The sequence below is a fragment of the Halomonas citrativorans genome (genome assembly GCF_900163645.1).
GTDB lineage: Bacteria > Pseudomonadota > Gammaproteobacteria > Pseudomonadales > Halomonadaceae > Vreelandella > Vreelandella citrativorans.
Window position 1 is genome coordinate 204,436 of sequence record NZ_FUKM01000057.1, and the last position, 18,458, is coordinate 222,893.

The 18,458-nt window shown below is 53.9% G+C and carries 19 protein-coding genes; all 19 read right to left on the reverse strand.

Annotated features, from left to right (window positions below; genetic code table 11):
* Positions 1–14: 14 nt before the first annotated feature.
* Positions 15–743, reverse strand: coding sequence for an amino acid ABC transporter ATP-binding protein (locus tag CZ787_RS14820; RefSeq protein WP_087111260.1), 729 nt, complete (start codon positions 741–743; stop codon positions 15–17).
* 95 nt (positions 744–838) lie between these two features.
* Positions 839–1,939 (reverse strand): amino acid ABC transporter permease, encoded by a 1,101-nt coding sequence (locus tag CZ787_RS14825; RefSeq protein WP_087110580.1) that lies wholly within the window; start codon positions 1,937–1,939, stop codon positions 839–841.
* 20 nt (positions 1,940–1,959) lie between these two features.
* Positions 1,960–3,150: an amino acid ABC transporter permease gene (locus CZ787_RS14830; RefSeq protein WP_087110582.1), complete on the reverse strand. Its 1,191-nt coding sequence runs from the start codon at positions 3,148–3,150 to the stop codon at positions 1,960–1,962.
* Between the two features lie 88 nt (positions 3,151–3,238).
* Positions 3,239–4,264, reverse strand: a complete 1,026-nt coding sequence (locus CZ787_RS14835) for an amino acid ABC transporter substrate-binding protein (protein WP_087110584.1) — start codon at positions 4,262–4,264, stop codon at positions 3,239–3,241.
* A 234-nt stretch (positions 4,265–4,498) separates the two neighbouring features.
* Entirely contained in the window at positions 4,499–5,497 is a 999-nt protein-coding gene (locus tag CZ787_RS14840) for a hypothetical protein (protein WP_087110586.1), read from the reverse strand.
* Between the two features lie 534 nt (positions 5,498–6,031).
* Positions 6,032–6,949, reverse strand: coding sequence for a hypothetical protein (locus CZ787_RS14845; RefSeq protein WP_087110589.1), 918 nt, complete (start codon positions 6,947–6,949; stop codon positions 6,032–6,034).
* Positions 6,950–7,005: 56 nt separating this feature from the next.
* Positions 7,006–7,173, reverse strand: a complete 168-nt coding sequence (locus CZ787_RS18895; protein WP_176372229.1) for a hypothetical protein — start codon at positions 7,171–7,173, stop codon at positions 7,006–7,008.
* Positions 7,166–7,879 (reverse strand): hypothetical protein, encoded by a 714-nt coding sequence (locus CZ787_RS14850; RefSeq protein ID WP_087110591.1) that lies wholly within the window; start codon positions 7,877–7,879, stop codon positions 7,166–7,168. Before CZ787_RS14850 ends, CZ787_RS18895 begins: the two co-directional genes overlap by 8 nt.
* A 209-nt stretch (positions 7,880–8,088) precedes the next feature.
* Positions 8,089–8,463, reverse strand: a complete 375-nt coding sequence (locus CZ787_RS18980; RefSeq protein ID WP_217883883.1) for a hypothetical protein — start codon at positions 8,461–8,463, stop codon at positions 8,089–8,091.
* Entirely contained in the window at positions 8,450–8,857 is a 408-nt protein-coding gene (locus CZ787_RS18985) for a hypothetical protein (protein WP_217883884.1), read from the reverse strand. The genes CZ787_RS18980 and CZ787_RS18985 overlap by 14 nt, the downstream gene beginning before the upstream one ends.
* Positions 8,858–9,120: 263 nt before the next feature.
* Entirely contained in the window at positions 9,121–10,131 is a 1,011-nt protein-coding gene (locus tag CZ787_RS14860; RefSeq protein ID WP_087110593.1) for an amino acid ABC transporter substrate-binding protein, read from the reverse strand.
* A gap of 83 nt (positions 10,132–10,214) precedes the next feature.
* Positions 10,215–11,075 (reverse strand): polyamine aminopropyltransferase, encoded by an 861-nt coding sequence (gene speE / locus CZ787_RS14865; protein WP_087110595.1) that lies wholly within the window; start codon positions 11,073–11,075, stop codon positions 10,215–10,217.
* The gene (gene hemE, locus CZ787_RS14870; RefSeq protein ID WP_087110597.1) at positions 11,075–12,187 is read right to left on the reverse strand and encodes a uroporphyrinogen decarboxylase; all 1,113 of its coding nucleotides are present in this window, start codon (positions 12,185–12,187) and stop codon (positions 11,075–11,077) included. The genes speE and hemE overlap by 1 nt, the downstream gene beginning before the upstream one ends.
* Before the next feature lie 219 nt (positions 12,188–12,406).
* Entirely contained in the window at positions 12,407–12,808 is a 402-nt protein-coding gene (mnhG, locus tag CZ787_RS14875; protein ID WP_087110599.1) for a monovalent cation/H(+) antiporter subunit G, read from the reverse strand.
* Positions 12,805–13,083, reverse strand: coding sequence for a K+/H+ antiporter subunit F (locus CZ787_RS14880; RefSeq protein WP_087110601.1), 279 nt, complete (start codon positions 13,081–13,083; stop codon positions 12,805–12,807). The genes mnhG and CZ787_RS14880 overlap by 4 nt, the downstream gene beginning before the upstream one ends.
* A 12-nt stretch (positions 13,084–13,095) precedes the next feature.
* A complete protein-coding gene (locus tag CZ787_RS14885) occupies positions 13,096–13,593 on the reverse strand; it encodes a Na+/H+ antiporter subunit E (protein ID WP_087110603.1) in 498 nt (165 codons plus the stop codon).
* Positions 13,590–15,209, reverse strand: a complete 1,620-nt coding sequence (locus CZ787_RS14890) for a monovalent cation/H+ antiporter subunit D (protein ID WP_176372230.1) — start codon at positions 15,207–15,209, stop codon at positions 13,590–13,592. Before CZ787_RS14890 ends, CZ787_RS14885 begins: the two co-directional genes overlap by 4 nt.
* Complete coding sequence (locus CZ787_RS14895; RefSeq protein WP_087110607.1) at positions 15,209–15,550, reverse strand: Na+/H+ antiporter subunit C; 342 nt, start codon at positions 15,548–15,550, stop codon at positions 15,209–15,211. The genes CZ787_RS14890 and CZ787_RS14895 overlap by 1 nt, the downstream gene beginning before the upstream one ends.
* On the reverse strand, positions 15,550–18,456 hold the full coding sequence (locus CZ787_RS14900) for a monovalent cation/H+ antiporter subunit A (RefSeq protein ID WP_087110609.1): 2,907 nt from the start codon (positions 18,454–18,456) through the stop codon (positions 15,550–15,552). Before CZ787_RS14900 ends, CZ787_RS14895 begins: the two co-directional genes overlap by 1 nt.
* Positions 18,457–18,458: the final 2 nt, after the last annotated feature.

Here is an 18,458-nt window from a genome sequence, read left to right on the forward strand (position 1 = left end):
GCGCCCGTGCGCTTTTAGTGGCCCAGAATCTGGCTTAAGAACAGCTGGGTACGCTCCGACTGCGGGTTGTTGAAGAACGGCTCTGGCGCATTTTCTTCAATGATCTGCCCCTGGTCCATGAAGATCACCCGGTCGGCGACGGTTTTGGCAAAGCCCATCTCGTGCGTTACGCACAGCATGGTCATGCCCTCTTCGGCAAGTTCGACCATGACGTCCAGCACTTCCTTGATCATTTCCGGATCAAGCGCTGAAGTAGGCTCGTCAAACAGCATTACATCCGGGTGCATGCACAGCGAGCGGGCAATCGCCACGCGTTGCTGCTGGCCGCCGGATAGCTGGCCGGGGTACTTTTTCGCCTGCTCGGCGATACGCACGCGTTCGAGATAACGCATGGCCTGCTCTTCGGCTTCCCGGCGTGGCTTCTTCTGCACCCACATGGGCGCGATGCAGCAGTTCTCCAGCACTGTCAGGTGGGGGAACAGGTTGAAGTGCTGAAACACCATGCCCACGCTGCGGCGTATCTGCTCGATGCGTTTTACGTCTTGGGTCAGCGGCACCCCGCCGACCACGATATCGCCCTGCTGGTGCTCTTCCAGGTGATTAATGCAGCGAATCAGCGTTGATTTACCCGAGCCGGACGGGCCGCAGATAACGATCCGCTCGCCGCGTTTTACTTCGAAATCAATATCGCGCAGTACGTGAAAGTCGCCGTACCACTTGTTAACGCCGCGCATTTCGACCATCAGGTCAGACGTACTTTTAGACATGCTGTTGCCAGAGGGGTTGGTGGCTGCTTGTGTCATGATTAAATCCTGCTCAAATTCTTGAAAAAGCGGCGTTAGCGCTTGTGGCCGGTGTTCAACTTGCGTTCCAGATACTGGCTATAGCGCGACATGCTGAAACAGAAAATCCAGAACACAAACGCGGCAAACACATAGCCTTCCAGCGAAAAGCCCAGCCAGTTGGAGTCGGAAAGCGCCGCCTGCACGATTCCCAGCAGGTCAAACAGCCCAATGATCATGACCAGCGTGGTGTCTTTAAATAGCGAGATAAACGTATTCACTATGCCTGGAATCATCATCTTCAGCGCCTGGGGCAAAACGATCAGGCCCATGCGCTTCCAGTAGGTCATGCCCAGTGCGGCGGCGGCCTCCTCCTGGCCCTTGGGGATTGCCTGAAGCCCGCCGCGGATGACCTCGGCCATGTAGGCACTTTGAAACAGCGTTAGGCCAATCAGCGCCCGCACCAGGCGGTCAACGCTAATACCAGAGGGAAGAAACAGCGGCAGCATCACCGAGGCCATGAATAGCACGGTAATCAACGGTACACCGCGCCAGAACTCGATGAAGATGACGCAGAAGCTCTTCACGATGGGCATGTTAGAGCGCCGCCCTAGAGCCAGTACGATGCCAATCGGCAGCGCCCCGATCATGCCCACCGACGCCAGTAGCAGGGTCAGCATCAAGCCGCCCCAGCGGTGGGTGGGCACGCGTGGCAGGTCAAAGTAGCCGCCGTGAAGCAGTACGTAGGCCGCGATGGGAAAGCCCACCAAGGCAAACACGGCTACCCAGCGCTTGAGCGGCAGGCGCGGAATGGCAAGCCAGGCGATCAGGGTAAAAAAGCCGCCAAACACAATATTGGCGCGCCAGATTTCCTCTCGCGGGTAAAGTCCATAGATGAACTGCGTAAAGCGCGCATTAACGAACACCCAACAGGCGCCCTCTCGTGAGCAGTCGTCACGGGTGGTGCCTACCCAGTCGGCGTTGATGAACGCCCACTGAATGGTCGGTACCAAGAGCAGATACAGAACGTACAGCCCCACCAGCGTAAACAGCGTATTGAGTGGGCTGCTGAACAGGTTGGTGCGCAGCCAGGCCACGGGCCCCAATGTATTGCTGGGGGCAGGCCGCTGGTCAATCATTGTTTGGTTATGAATCATAAAGCTATCCTCACCGGCGCCTAGCGCTCAACCAACGCTACGCGGGCGTTGAACCAGTTCATGAACATGGAAACCAGCAGGCTGATCGTCAGATACACCGCCATGGTCATGGCGATCACCTCAATGGCCTGTCCCGTTTGATTAAGCGTGGTGCCCGCAAATACGGATACCAGGTCGGGGTAGCCGATGGCCGTGGCAAGCGAAGAGTTCTTGATCAGGTTCAGGTACTGGCTGGTGAGTGGTGGGATAATGACCCGCAGTGCCTGTGGAATGACTACCAGGCGCAACACCAGGTTACGCGGCAGGCTCAGCGCTTGGGCGGCTTCAGTCTGGCCGTGGGAAATGGCCTGAATGCCCGAACGAACAATTTCAGCAATGAACGCGGCGGTATAGATGGAGAGCGCCAGCCACAAAGCCAGAAATTCCGGGATCACGGTAAAGCCACCGCGGAAGTTGAAGCCGCGCAGTTCCGGAATATCCCAGGTGATCGGTACGCCGGTGGCGACCGTAATCAGCAGTGGCAGACCCAGAATCAGTACCAGCGATATCCACCCGGCAGGGACTCGTTTACCGGTTGCCTCTTGGCGGCGCTTGTTCCAGACACACAGCGCAATACTGGCGATAATCGCGACGATAAAGGTCGCTGGAATCATCCCAAAGCCTGACTCAAAAAGCGGCTCAGGCAGATACAGACCGCGCACGTTAAGAAAAATAACCTCGCCAAACGAGAGGCTGTCCCTTGCACTGGGTAGCGTGCGCAGCACGGCGAAGTACCAGAAAAAAATCTGTAGCAGTAACGGGATATTGCGGAAAGTTTCGATATAGGCGGTGGCCAGGCGTGCCAGTAGCCAGTTGGGCGACAGGCGTGAAATACCGACAATAAAGCCAATCAGCGTCGCGGCCACCACTCCAAAAGCGCCTACCAATAGCGTATTGAGCAAGCCCACCAAAAAGGTGCGGCCGTAAGTATCCTGAGAGGAGTAATCAATCAGGCTTTGTACGATACCAAAGCCTGCGGTGTTATTTAAAAAGCCAAAACCGGTGGTGATACCCCGGGCGGATAGGTTGTCCTGAGTATTGCCGACGATATACAGCAAAAATACGACAACGGCTGCCGTTAAAAGCAGCTGAAAAACAAGTGCGCGCTTGGCACGGTCTCGCCAAAACGGTGGCTTGTGGCCAGCGGGGCGAGTGTTTGGTCTTATGGACATGGGTGGCGTCTCCGCTACACGGAAGGTCAATCAAATGGCCCGCCTGCACTCATCTGATAAGCGCGACGGGCCGGGTCAAGCGAGACGCTTAGCGAATCGGCGGTGCGTATTGGAAACCACCCTGGTTCCATAACGCGTTGGCACCGCGTTCAATCTCAAGCGGTGAGTCCATGCCAACGTTGCGCTCAAAGCTTTCGGAGTAGTTACCGACCTGGCTAATAATGTTGTAAGCCCAGTCAGCGTCAAGCCCCATACCTTCACCGTAGTTACCGTCCTGGCCAAGCAGGCGGGCGATGTCAGGATTTTCAGAGTTCACCATTTCGTCCACATTTTCGCTGGTCACGCCGTACTCTTCAGCATTCAGCATGGAAAACAGTGACCATTTCACGATATTGAACCAGGTGTCATCGCCTTGGCGAACCACCGGGCCCAGCGGCTCCTTGGAAATGATATCGGGCAGGATGACGGCGCCATCCGGGTCATCTAACTGAATGCGCAGCGCCGCCAGTTGAGAAGTATCCGAGGTTAGAACGTCACAGCGGCCAGCCTGGAAGCCGCCCACGGTCTGCTCTGAGGTATCAAACACGATAGGATCAAATTCCATATCGTTGGCCCGGAAGTAATCGGCCACGTTAAGTTCGGTGGTAGTGCCCGTTTGGATACAGATCGCCGCGCCGTCCAGCTCATCAGCGCCGCTGATGCCCAGGTCACGGCTAACCATAAAGCCGATACCGTCGTAGAAGTTGACGCCTGCGAAGTTCAGACCCAGCGTGGTATCGCGCGTGGTGGTCCAGGTCGTGTTACGAGAAAGCAAATCGACTTCGCCAGACTGCAGCGCAGTGAAACGCTCAACGGCGTTGAGAGAGATGTAGTTGACGGCATCCGCATCACCCAGCACGGCAGCGGCGACCGCACGGCAAACATCGACATCCAGCCCTTGCCAGTTGCCATCACCATCGGGTGCCGAAAAGCCTGGCAAACCGTCGCTGACGCCACACTGCACGGCTCCACGCTCAATGGTTTCTTCAAGTGTTGCTGCGTTAGCGTTAGTGGCGCCTGTCAGTGTGATGGCGCCTGCAGAGGCCAGTAATACCCAGTGTTTCTTATTCAACATGGTAATTCCCTTCCTCGATTAATATTGTTATGCATGCGAAGGCATGACATATAAAGCTAGCAAGGAAGATGCCAACATGGGTACAACGCCAAATTCAGCGCTTTTCAACGCAAAGTGGCCCAGCTTCTACGAAAGTTTAGGTGCAAAAAAATAGAAACGGTTGCCGCCTGCGCTGTTTTGGTGCGCGCCATGTTATTTGTTTTCTTTTTTATAGATGGTGGCTGCTTTATCTTACTAACGCTCTTGCGAGTCTTTCTGCTCAAGATTACGCAGCGCCATCTTTAACAGGCTCATGCCTTCTTCTTCGTTTTTAATCAGCGTTTGGATATCGATACTGCGCAACACGCCCCCGTCCTCATCGCCCATGACGACGAAAACACTGTCCGGCGATGTTTTAACGCCATTCGTATAGGCCGGTAATTCAGCAAGATTCCCATTAGCTGCTTGGGCAAGCGTAGCCTCTTCGTAAGCAGCCGATACGCCGCGCCAGGCTCTCTCCGCCTCTGTCATGCCAGAAACCAATTTGGCATCTACTCGCTTGGCCATGTGACTAGGGTCGGCGCCAGCGTGGCTATCTTCCGCTACATAGGCGTTGTCACGCAATTCAAACGCCTGGTTTCTGAAATCAGTATCGTTTTCCGTCATCTGTAAAAACGCCAGATAGCGCTCTGCCGACGTAAAATCGCCCGAGTCATCAAAGGCGATTGTGGAGAGCGAGTGTCTATCCAGTGTGGCAAAAGGGTTTTCGGAAGATGCTTGCGGGTACGGCTCTTCGCTATTATAAAATTTCGACATCAAGTGGTTTGCCGCCTGCTCGGCGATAGAACGCCGAGTTGTGTCGACGCTGTTCGGGCGCTCCAACAGTATCTCCGCTATATTGCCCGCTTCCTGCTCGACCATTTCCTGAAGTTGCCCATGTATTTCTTCCAGGAAAGCGTCAAATTCGGCGGGCGAGACGGTTGCTGCATTCTCCTTTGAAAGGAGCCTGGACATCTCCGTCGCCAGGGAGGAAAGATTGACCACGGCGCTTTTTTCTTCACCCTTGGTCAGAGAAAGGCTGTTGCTAATCCTGGATGAACCTTGTACCAAAGGAGAATCGCCAGCCTGTAATCCATAATAACTTGGTGAATTGATGTGGCTGGCGCTCATGATGCCGCGCCCTAGCACTTTTTCGTTGTAATGGTTATTGGTATTCAAAAGGCTGCTGGCATAGGTATAAGAGAGTGTTTTCATAATTTGTTTTCGCTTAAAAATTAACGACGAATAGTGCCCTCGGCTTTACTAAGCCGAGGGCAGTCGGTTATCAGTAGACCGTAAACGTTGCGTTATATTGGTAAGGCTCAGACCATGTTTCCCTACTCAGTCTATCTGTGCAACTAGAGCCGCCTCCCACTCTATTGGAGCTACTTTAGCGCGGTAAAACACGTTGCGCTGGTTTTCCAAAGTATTTTTCTTTCACCAATACTAAACGGCTCGTTGAGCGATCAAGACGTCGACTATTTCTTGATGCCTACATAAAGTATCGGCAGGCAAGCTATAAAATTAAGTAAATATTGCAATTTTTTATTGGCTACCGCTAATTTTATTTTAATTTCCCGCATCCAATATTAGCGCCTGTGAACGTTTCACATAGGTAGCTGCTGCTCGCTCATTTACTGTAATCGATGGCAGGCCTGGTTTTAAAACGCGCTTCTGCAATATCTCCGTTGCCTTCCATTCTTTCTCAACCGTTTCCTTCATAAGCTATTTAAGAGTTAGTAGTTACAGCTATTTAGTCGCTGGAGGTTTCAGCCAATCAAATAATTTCATTATAAGGCTGCGTTCAGTGGGTTTTTCATCGTTCTTGCCAATAAAAGCCTCAAGCAGACTTTGATTAAGCTGCTGAGGGAGTGCTTTGGCATCGGCTACGAGTGCTTCGCGTGACGTATCTTTCACCGCATTGGAAGTGTCTCGGGGAATATTGAGCGTCACCTCATCCGCTGTATGCATGATGTAGTTGTTTTCGTTATAAGCAAAGGTGGAGAACTTCGGGTCGAGTGGGATGGTGTCGTTGCCCTTGGTTGAAAATCTAGAAACCATTTGCTCAAGAAACTCAAAATCGCTGCTGTGAGTAAAGCCATAGCCTGGATCAAGAATGTAATTCAGAAAACCTTTGTCTAACCTTGTAGAGCTAATATCGCCGCTGCTTTGAATGCGTTCTACAGTAGCCGCATCTTCATCGGTAAAGCTGGCGGTTCTTACTCGACCTTCTAGATCATAACTACTACCGTTATTAAAGTTTGTTACCGCTGCGCCATCATTACGTTTCCGGTACTGCCCAAGGTCCATTGCTAGCCTGTCCACGTGTTTTAGGTCTGCCCCTTGCTCCTGAGAAAACTCATACATGTCTGCCAGTAGATTTCGATCATCCTGAGTCAGGAAATTATGAGGGAGCATCATGCCGAACTCATTCATACCCTTAGAGCCCGGCAGCACAGGTGGTTCACTAGTGATGTCTTCAGTAAGAAAAAGCCGTGACAATAATAAGGCTTTTCCACTTAGGGAGACGCTAGTGCTTTCGCTAGGCTGGGGCATCCTAACGTCATTGGTACGCTTGCTACTGTTAACGACACCGATACCATCCTGGGTGTTGGATACTTGCTTAGCTCCTTGATTGTATGTAGAAATCGAGACTTCGACTTTCATCGTTCAATCTCTCTGGCATGCAACCTCTCCGTATTCGGGGAGACTGGTATGAGTTCTTAATAAGCATAATGGAAGCTGGCTATAATTTTGTCTGCAGGTTGTATAACATTTCTTCCACCATTAACTTGATGAGAAATAGTTACTTTAGCACCATTGCCAAATCGCCGGTTATTGAAGTTATTAATTGTTCCAGATGAATTTGGCGGGTTAGCTTCTTCAAGCATTGTCTATCTCGCCGTTATCACTAATCCGCTTGGCTTTTTCAGCATCTTCCAATTCTTGAAGAAGAAGGGCCAGTTTCAGCTCTTCGGGCAACTCAATCTCTTTCTCTTCCCGCCCTGACAGTTGCTTGGCAAGTTCAGAAAGTTCGACATGAAAGCTTTGGCTATCCCCCTTTGCAACGGCCCTATCCAAATCCTGTTGTGCAAAGACTTGGGAAGAGACAGTTTCGCCGGTGATGGGGGAAGCATTAGCGATAGCTGCCACCAGCTTCATTGCGCCAATCGCGATATGCCGCGTTGCAGGTAAATCAGCATATTTGGGTAGTGTTTGCCGCTGATACTCAAGTTGGTTGTACTTAACGTCGCGGTTGATTTCATTGCCTCCGATTGGAGAGGAGAACTCCGCTGGCCCAAGGCTTGTACCAATCACTCCCTGTGGAGTCTCTAAGCCAGCCTCACGCAAGCGACGACTCATGGTCGACATCTCGCTAATACTGGCATCCTTGACGTTGAGATCCTTCACGATACCCATGAAAGTGTCATAATCTTTTTGGCTAAGCACGCCGCCCAGTAAACCTTCATCCCCTGTTTTTTCACCTACCTTGATGGTGAAGTTTTCATATCTTGCAGGGTCAAGCAACGTTCCACGACTCATGCTCGCATTCAAATTGCTGAGCATTGAGGCAACAGCCGATGTATTTGAGATCATGGTTGTTTTCCTAGGTTAACAGTATATCTGTTTGGTGCTTTTCATTAATAACTTAAGGCTCATCGGATAGGAAAAAAGCTAATAGTAGGAATACTCCCAGTCATAGACCAATTTCGCACTGTATTATCTTCAATCCGATATCTATATTTACCGGTAGGCATGGGCATGAAGGCTCGTGTGGCTTGCCTCGCATTTACTATTATCTCTTTTCAACTAATCGTTGAGTTTGCAAAGCGTTTACCAAGGTTAGCGAAGTCTTCACTGGACATTAATATTTCAAAAATATCTTCAGGAGCCCCTTTGCCTTCGGCGCGGTGGGTCATAAAGTTGAAATCCATCTCGATCAGGTGTTCAAGGCGTGGGGCATAGAAATCGGGGTATTGTGCCTGCATGATAGGGGGCAGCTCGTTGTAATTCCCCAGCACTTCTTTGAAAAATTCGGTCATCTTGCCAGTTTGGCTGTACTCCAGCTGGCCTCGAGCAACAACCGCCTGTTTCCATGCGGTTTCTTGTGCACGTCCCTCTAGCCAAGCCGCCCGTCGCTCATTGGCCGTAAATGTGCCGCTATCATCATAAATAACCAATGCTAGTGGCCGCTAAAGGGGTTGCTACCTCTGCCGCTGACAAATGAGGTGGCTTGTTTTGCTCTTTCCAGTAGTTCGGGATCATCGGTGTCAGGTACTTCAGCATCATATTTTGCCCGGTGAAGATGAAAGTCCCGAACGATTGGCTGAGCAGTGCATCGGCTTTTTGCCCTAACGCTTTACGATCCAGGCTGGCATCACGCTCTTCCGCACGCAGGGCGCTGTCACTTAACTGCTGGGCCAACGTGGAAAGTTGGCTTGATGGCTTTGATGAGCTAGAAGAAGGTGCTGTGTTCTGCCCCTGCACGGCTTTAGTCGCTGACACGCCTTGAGTACGGCTATCAGACGTTGTTTGAGAAACCACCGGAGTAGATGGCCCGATACCCATTGTCATTGCGAGACCTCCTTGCCGCTTTGTTTAGCTGCCATCAATATGTGGCCGATGGTAGTGTCTTGGATGCTTACTATTGTTTGATGCTTAGAATAATAATCGGCGGTAGGAATCAAATCATTAATTATATTTTGTTTTTTTCGGCTTCTTGGGTAATCCTCCCTTTCTAACGAAGTTCAAGAGTAGTTCTCAGACCACGATGGCCAGCACCTTTCACATTGCTAAATGGCATTGGCCGCCCTTGGGGTGGCCAATGCCAGAAGATGTCAGCGAATGGGCGGGGCGTACTGAATGCCGCCATCGCGCCATAGGGCATTTAAGCCACGGGTAATATTGAAGTTAGAGTCTATGCCCACGTTGCGATCATACATTTCGGCGTAGTTGCCCACCTGCTTGACGATCTGATAAGCCCAGTCGTCATTGAGTCCCATGCCTTCACCAAAATTGCCGTCCTGGCCCAGCAGGCGGGCAACGTCCGGGTTGTCGGAATCAGCGTGTTCATCAATATTGGTGCTTGAGACACCCAGTTCTTCAGCATTGAGCATGGCAAACAGCGACCATTTAACGATATTGAACCACTGGTCATCGCCTTGGCGTACGGCGGGACCAAGCGGTTCCTTGGAAATAATCTCTGGCAGCACTACCGCCATGTCGGGGTTGGCAAGCTGCATGCGTTGGGCATACAACTGAGAAGCATCGGAGCTTAGGACGTCGCAGCGCCCGGCTTCAAAACCGGCAATCGACTGTTCGGGAGAATCAAACACCACTGCGTCATAGTGCATGTCGTTAACACGGAAATAGTCTGAAAGGTTCAGCTCGCTGGTCGTGCCTGATTGCGTGCACACCGCCGCGCCGTCCAGGTCTTCGGCACTTTGCACGCCCAGGTCGCTTGCCACCATGAATGCTTGGCCATCGTAATAGCTCACCCCAGTAAAGTGCATACCTTGGGTGGTATCGCGGCTAGAGGTCCAGGTCGTCGTGCGCGAGAGCAGATCCACTTCGCCGGACTGCAGGGCGGTAAAGCGCTCCACCGAGTCGAGCGGTACGAAATCAACCTTGCTGGCATCGCCCAATGCCGCTGCGGCAATCGCGCGGCAGACATCGGTGTCCAGGCCGCGATACGTATCGTTATCGTCCAGTGAGGAGAAGCCGGGCTGGGCGGCATTCACCCCGCAGCGTACGCTATCGCGGGATTGAACGGTTTCTAATGTGGTGCCCAAGGCAACCGTCGGGGCCAGGGCGCACGCGCCAATGCTTATCCATTTAAGGGTTTTCATTGTTGGTTCCTTAACGTGGTGACACAAAAAAGGCCGAGCAGTGCCCGGCCTCATCGCTTGCTGGCGCGCTATTCAAATAAACGTCAACTGAACGCTTTACGCATGAACGGTGGCAGCGCCAGGGCGCCCCGGTGGGCATCCACTGTGTAGTACTGTAGCGGCATTTCGTGGCTAGCGGCAGCCTCTTCGCGGAAGCTTTCCACGTTGGTGCCTTTACCGGCCAGTGTCACGCTCCACCAGCCGGAAGGATAAACCGGCTGGGGGAAGGGCAGCGTGGCGACACTGGCAAAGCCCGCTTCGCGCATGTCATGGCGCAGCTCACGAATAATCGAGCCACTGTGATAAAGCGGTGATTCACTCTGCTGTACCATCACGCCATCGGCTTTCAAAATGCGGTGGCAGCGCTTAAGGAAGTCAGTCTTGAACAACCCTTCGGCGGGGCCGACCGGGTCGGTAGAGTCGATAATCAGCACGTCGATGCTTTCATCGGCAGCGTCATCCACCCACTTGACACCATCAGCAAACAAAAGCTCGGCACGCGGGTCGTCGTTGGCTTCCACCAGTGCCGGGAAGAAGCGCTCTGCGGCCTTGGTGACTTCTTCATCGATATCGATCTGGGTGACTTTTTCAACGCCCGGGTGACGCAGCACTTCTTTCAGTGTGCCGCAGTCGCCGCCGCCGATAATCACCACACGCTTGGGCGCCGGGTGAGTAAACAGCGCCGGGTGAGCGATCATTTCGTGATACAGGAAGTTGTCACGGTCTGTGAGCATCACGCAGCCGTCCAGCACCATTAGGTTGCCGTAGGTCTCGGTGGCGTACACTTCCAGGTGCTGGTACTCACTCTGCACATCCAACAGCTTTTCAGAGATCTTCAGCGAGAAGGCGCTGCCGTGGCTATCAAACACTTCGGTAAACCACTGGTCGTCGCGTAATTCGCTCATCAATTGGCTCCTGGTTGTGATGGGTTGGATTGGGCCGGAATACCCCGGTGATATTGCGGGCTTAGTTCGTGCAGCGCTTCCATAAAGGCGGTGACGTTATCCGGATTGGTAAACTGGCTAATGCCGTGGCCCAGGTTGAAAACATGCCCTGGGCCGTGGCCGTAGCTTTCCAGCACGCGGGCGACTTCGGCACGAATCGCAGACGGGCGAGCAAACAGCACGTTGGGGTCGAGGTTGCCCTGAAGCGCAACTTTATGGCCTACACGAGCGCGGGCGTTGGAAAGCTCGGTCGACCAGTCGATACCGAGTGCATCAGCACCGGCGCAGGCGATATGTTCAAGCCACTGGCCGCCGTTTTTGGTGAACAGAATCACTGGTACGCGGCGCCCGTCGTGCTCGCGGATCAGCCCGGAGACGATCTGCTCCATATAGCGCAGCGAGAACTCCAGGTACGCGGGGGTGGAAAGCGCGCCGCCCCAGGTGTCGAAGATCTGCACCGCTTGGGCGCCTGCGCGAATCTGCGCGTTCAGGTAATCGGTCACCGACTGCGCTAGGGTATCCAGCAGTTGGTGCATGGTGTCCGGCGTATCGTAAAGCATGGTTTTCAGGTGGCGGAAGTCTTTGCTGGAGCCGCCCTCCACCATGTAGGTCGCCAGCGTCCAGGGGCTGCCTGAAAAGCCGATCAGCGGCATGCGCCCGTTCAGCTCACGGCGAATGGTCGATACCGCACGCATGACGTAGTCCAGGTCGCGCTCGGCGTTGGGCACGCTTAGCGCGGCTACTTCTTCTGGAGTGCGCACGGTCTTACGAAACTTGGGGCCTTCGCCGGTTTCAAAATAGAGCCCCAGGCCCATGGCATCAGGGATCGTCAAAATATCTGAAAACAGAATCGCCGCATCCAGCGGGTAACGTTCCAGCGGCTGGAGCGTTACTTCGCAGGCCAAGTCATGGTTGCGGCACAGGTCCATAAAACTGCCCGCATCGGCGCGGCGCTCACGATACTCAGGCAGATAGCGGCCTGCTTGACGCATCATCCATACCGGCGTGCGGTCAACGGGCTGGCGCGCCAGGGCGCGGAGAAAACGATCATTTTGCAACGGTGTGGAAGTCATAAACACGTGCCCTTGGGAAATTTACCTGTAGTGTATTTTAAACGGTATACAAACCAGTGCTGACACTTTACTTGAAACATGATTGAGAAGGCGCTTGGCTCAGGTCTCTAAACCTTAAGGCAGAGGTGAGAGTGTACTTGAGAACGCCCCCGTAAGCGGCATGCCGACGTCAAAACGTGCCCCAGCCATCTTCTACGAACAGGCCAGAGCGTCACGAAGCTACGGCTCTTCCTTTGATGAAAAGGGATAAACCTCGGTCGTTGTCTTGCTCTTGTTCGCGCTAACGATTGGGCGGCGGTCACGAGCACGCAGGTCACGATAAACAGCGGTGCGCATCAGCAGCATGGCCACCACCGGTGCGGTGAGCATCACAAAAACAGTGATCAATAGCTCATGAATGACCAGCCGTGACTGTAGTGCCGAGAAGTAGATCATGGAGGCAATCAGAATAGAGCCGGTGCCTAGCGTAATGGTAATGGCGGGGCCGTGAATGCGCTGGAAGAAGTGAGGCAGCCTAACAAGGCCCAATGCACCGATCAGTACAATCGCGCTTCCAAGTAGCAATAACAGGGTAATGGGCAGGCTGGCCCATAGTGGCAGTGACTCCAGCTGTGGGTTCATTCAATCACCTCGCCACGCATCAGAAATTTGGTAAGCGCGATGGTCGATACAAAGCCCGTGAGCGCAATCAGCATCGCTGCTTCAAAATAGATCACGCTGCCAAACCGGATGCCCAGCGCTAGGGCAAACAACATGGCGCACATCCATAGCGTATCGAGTGCCAGTACACGGTCTTGTGCGGTTGGCCCACGCAGTAAGCGCACCGTACACAGCAGCATGGCTAATAGGACGCTAAGTAGCGTGATATTAATTGCCAGAGAGAGCAGTGTGGTCATACAGAACGCTCTTTATTCATGTTCAAAGATCTCAATTAATGGCTGTTCGTAGCGCGTTTTAATCGTGTCGATCCACCACTGTTCATCGTGAAGGTCAAACACATGCAGCGCCAAATCATTGGAGTCTGGCAGCTGTTCTACCCACACGGTGCCGGGAGTTGAATTGATCAGGCACGAAAGCAACGCCAAGCCGTACGGGTCTTTAAGATCCAGCGGCACTTGGATGAACTGCGATTGCACGCCCTTGGCATTGAACAAGATGATGCGGCTGACGTTAAAGCAAGAGCGCACGATTTCTATCATCGACATAAACAGCAGGCGTGCCAGCACCAGCGGTTTACGCAGTGGTGCCGGGGCGAGTGGGCGCAGTGGCCTGGCGAGCAGCGGTGCGGCAATGGCCAAGACACTGCCCAGTAACATCTGAGCAGGCGCAATGCTTTGATTCAGCAGTAGCCACATGATTAACAAGGCGCCCGATAAGGCAGGAGAGGGAAGCCAGCGTAGTGTCATTGGGCCGACTCCCCGAACGTACCGCCCACCGCAGCGGTTGAGCCCAGACGGTTCAAATAGACATCAGGCTGGTTGAGTGCTTCTGTGCTGCGCTCCAGATACGCCATCGTCGGGCCTGCTTGAACGGTGAGCAGCAGGCAGGCCAGTAGCAGGGTGATGACAGGCATGACTTCGGAACGCTGCAGATGAGGCGCGACCGGATTCTGGACGGCCCAGAAGGTCCGTACCCCAAAACGCATTAACGAAATAATGCCTGCCAACCCGGAAAGCACGACCAGCGCAATGACGACCCAAGTGACTATCCCTCTCTCGATCAGCATGTCGGTAGGATTCAACAGCATATGAAAAAGACTGAATTTGGCGATAAACCCTGACAGCGGCGGCAACCCGGTAATAATCAGGGCGCAGCAGGCGAAGGCCAGCCCCAAAAAGGCCAGCGCGCCAGGAATCGCCTTGCCGACGGGCTCCTCGGGCTTATCCTCCACCGCGAAAGCCTCCATGGTTAATGCCAGCATCGCGGCTCCCGGTGTGCGGATACGCTCAATTAACTCTATCAGCAGCAAAAACGCGGCAACTGCCAGTGTCGAGCTGATCAAGTAAAACAGCGCCACGTTGATAAGCGCCGGTTGGCCGTAACCAACGGCGGCCAGCAGCGTGCCTGATGAGATGACCGCTGCATAGCCTGCCATGCGGCCAGGTTCCTGGCTTGCAAGGATCCCGATGGTGCCGAAAGCAAGCGTAACAAGCCCTCCCCAGAGCAGCAGGTCAAAGCCGAAACCGGCGGCAGGACCTTCCGAGAACAGCAGTAACCACAGCCGAATCAGCACGTACACGCCAACTTTGGTCATCAGCACCATCATGGCAGCCACCGGCGGCGAGGCCGCTGAGTACGTCGTGGGCAGCCAGAACCCCAGTGGCCACATGGCGCTCTTGGTGAGAAAGGCTAACGCCAGAATAACCACGCCAATTTTTAACAACATGAGGTCTTCCGGCGATAGCATGCTCAAGCGCATCGCCAGGTCGGTCATGTTAAGCGTGCCGGTTGTCGCGTAAATAAGGGCCACGCCAATCAGGAAGAAAAACGACGCTAACAAATTCACCACAATGTACTGCATGCCTGCTCGGATGCGCACGCTGTTATAGCCGTGCAGTATCAAGCCATACGAGGCCGCCAACATGACCTCGAAGAACACAAACAGATTGAACAAGTCATTGGTAAGAAAGGCCCCGTTAATGCCCATTAGCAAAAACTGGAATAACGAGTGAAAGTGCACGCCAATGCGGCTCCAACGGATCATGGCAAAGATCAGAGAAGCGCTTGCCAATATTGATGCAAGCAGCAGCATCACTGCTGTTAGCCGGTCAACCAACAAGACAATGCCAAAGGGAGCTGTCCAGTTAGCAGAAAGGTAGAGGCCAATGCCATCGGGCCAGTATTCATTGTCTGCCAGCAAAAGCAGTGCTACCGAAGTCGCCAGCATCGCCAGCGTACTGGCCAGGTTAATAAAAAACTTTTTTTGGTGATGGCGCTCATTCACCAATATCAGCCCCGCCCCGAATATCAAGGGCAGCAAAACAGGAGCCAGCATTAAATGGTGCAGCCAGGGAAGACTCATCAATGGGGCTCCTTGCCATCAACGTGGTCGGTGCCTGTAAGGCCGCGAGCGCCAATCATCACCACCAGATAAAGGGCTGTTGTGGCAAAGCCGATCACGATAGCCGTTAAGACCAGCGCCTGGGGCATGGGGTCGGCGTATAGGGCAGGGTCAATAGTGCCCTCGGCAAGCGTTAGGGGGGGCTGATTGATGGTGAGACGCCCCATGATGAAGATGAACAGATTAACGGCATACGAAATAAGCAATAAGCCAGTAATGACCTGAAAGGTACGTGGACGCAGCAGCAGCCACACCCCGGAGCCGAACATGACGCCCATTGCAATGGCCATAACAGCTTCCATTAGTGGGTCTCCTGTTGAGGGTTGAGAGGCGCTGGCGCCGTGGTAGCGGGTAGGCGGTGGCTGCGTACGGATTGGTGTGCCAGCGCCACAAGAATGAGTATCGAGGAGCCAACGACCACGCCAAACACACCTAAATCAAATATAAACGCACTCGGCAAGTGCACCTCGCCAAGCACAGGAAGCGTGAAGTGTGCGGTATGAGTGGTCAGGAAAGGATAACCCAATAGCCAAGCGCCCAAACCCGTTGCGCAGGCCGTCAGTAAGCCAAACGCAATCCAGCGATGAGGACGAAGCCGTAGATGCGTTTCAACCCACTGCGTGCCTGCCAGCATGTATTGAACAATAATCGCAACCGCAAAGATCAAACCAGCAACGAAACCGCCGCCGGGCAGGTTATGGCCTCGAATAAAGAAGTAGGCCGCCATCACTCCCATAACGGGCAGCAGCAAGCGTAAATAAACGCTGGGGATCCTGAGATAGCCTGTTGCCACTTGCTGGACAGGTGTTTGCCCTGCCGCCGGGTCAACGCTGTTGGTCTGCTGAGCGGGAATGGGCAGGCTTTCAGGCGCGGGGCGAAAGCGCCGCAGCAGTGCGTAAACGGTCAAGGCCACTATGGCCAGCACCGCAATCTCGCCCAACGTATCGAAATTACGGAAATCGACCAGTAGCACATTGACCACGTTACTTCCCCCGCCTTCACTTAAGGCATGGGTAAGGAAAAAGTCAGAAATACCACCTTCTGAAGGTGTGCGTAGCAGTGCCGTATAGCTGACCAACGCCATTGCCAGCCCCGCACACACCGCAATGACGATATCGCGTGAGCGACGAAATAGTGCGCGGTGGGTGGTGGTAATGTTCAATTCCCGCGGCGCGATACGCGGGGGAAGCCAGCGTAGACCCAACAGGATCAGCACCGTGGTAATGGTTTCCACCATTAGTTGGGTAAGGGCCAGGTCGGGCGCCGATAGCCACAAAAACGACAGACTGGTAATAATGCCTACGCCGCCTACCAGGCTAAGCGCTGCCAAGCGATGATATTTTGCCTGCCAGGCCGCCGCGACGGCGCAAATCGCCCCCATCAGCCATAGCCCGGCAAAGAGCCAGGAAAATTCCCCATTGGCAGGCAGAGCAAGCAGCGAGATGGGGCGTATCAGCAAAATGGGCGCCGCCAGGAGCATCACCACCATGAGCAAGAGCTGAGGCTGTAGGCGCCGTGTGCTGAGTATTTTTTCCAGCAAAGAGGCGATGGATGAGATCCGCAGCATGGTGTTTTCGTAGGCTTGCTTGCCGTTAAAGCGTCCTAACAACGGAACATGGGTGGCTTGGATTAGCCCATAGCGGACACGTAGCCAAATATAGAACGCCACACCGCCGATTAACGCGACGAAACTCATTGCCAAGGGCAGATTGAAGCCGTGCCAAACGGCAAGGCTGTAGTAGGGCGTTGCCTCGCCCAATACAGAGGTGACGGCAGCGTGCAGGAAGGGGCCGATACTCAGGCCTGGAATAATGCCCACCACCAGGCAGCAAAGCACCAAAAACTCGACAGGGAAGCGCATCCAGCGCGGTGGCTCATGCGGTTGGCGAGGCAAGTCATCGGGCAGCTTGCCGAAAAAAACGTAGGTAAAGCGAAGCGAATACGTAACGCCAAAGACCCCCATCAACACGGCCGCAATGGACATCCCCCAGTTTTGCGCGGAGCCAACGCTCAGCGCTTCGGCAAAGAACATCTCCTTGGAAATAAACCCGTTAAGAAACGGGACGCCGGCCATCGCCGCACTGGCGACAATCGCCAGCGTGGACGTATAGGGTAGCGCTTTATAAAGGCCGCGCAGGTGGCGCATATCCCGGGTACCCGTCTCATGGTCAATAATGCCTGCGGCCATGAAAAGCGAGGCTTTAAACGTGGCATGGTTAACGGTATGGAAAATCGCGGCCACCAGGGCCAAGGGGGTGCCAATGCCCAGCAGTACCGTAATCAATCCCAGGTGGCTGATGGTTGAGTAGGCCAGCAGGCCTTTTAAATCGTGCTGGAAAATAGCGGTGAAGGCACCAATCAACATGGTGCATACCCCCGCCCCCATGATGATCCAGCTCCACTCAGGCGTTCCCGACAGCGACGGCCAAAGCCGCATGAGCAAAAAAAGGCCCGCCTTGACCATGGTGGCGGAGTGCAAAAAAGCCGATACCGGTGTCGGCGCTGCCATAGCATGCGGCAACCAAAAGTGAAAAGGGAACTGCGCGCTTTTGGTCAGCGCCCCTAACGCCACCAATACCAGCATGGGGCGATAAAGCGCGTGATTACGGATGAGATCACCCGAGGCCAACACAACATCAAGCGAGTAGCTGCCTACCATATGGCCAAGCATCAAGACACCGACCAGCAGACAAAGCCCCCCGGTTGCTGTCACGGTGAACGCCATGCGTGCGCCGCGGCGGGCGTCGGCGCGATGATGCCAATAGCCAATCAACAAAAACGAGGTAATGCTGGTTAACTCCCAGAACAGCACCAGCTGTATGAGGTTGCCTGATAACACCACCCCCAGCATTGAACCCATAAACGCGAGCAGAAACGAAAAAAAGCGAGGCACGGGATCAGCAGGCGACATGTAGTAGCGGGCATAAATAATGACCAGTAGGCCGATGCCCTGAATGAGCATGGCAAATAACCAGGCCAGGCCATCCATACGTAATACGACGTTTAGACCGGCACTGGGAAGCCAGCCAAATTCACTCCGAACAATCTCCCCGGCGCCTACCTGGGTATAGAGAAAACCGGTAATCAGCAGCCCCAAAAGCGTTACGCCGCCCGCCAGCCATGCTTCCCGATTACGGGCATTGGCGGGCATTAATGCGGCCATCATACTGGCGATAAAAGGCGCTGTGATAAGTATAAGTAGCAGCATAA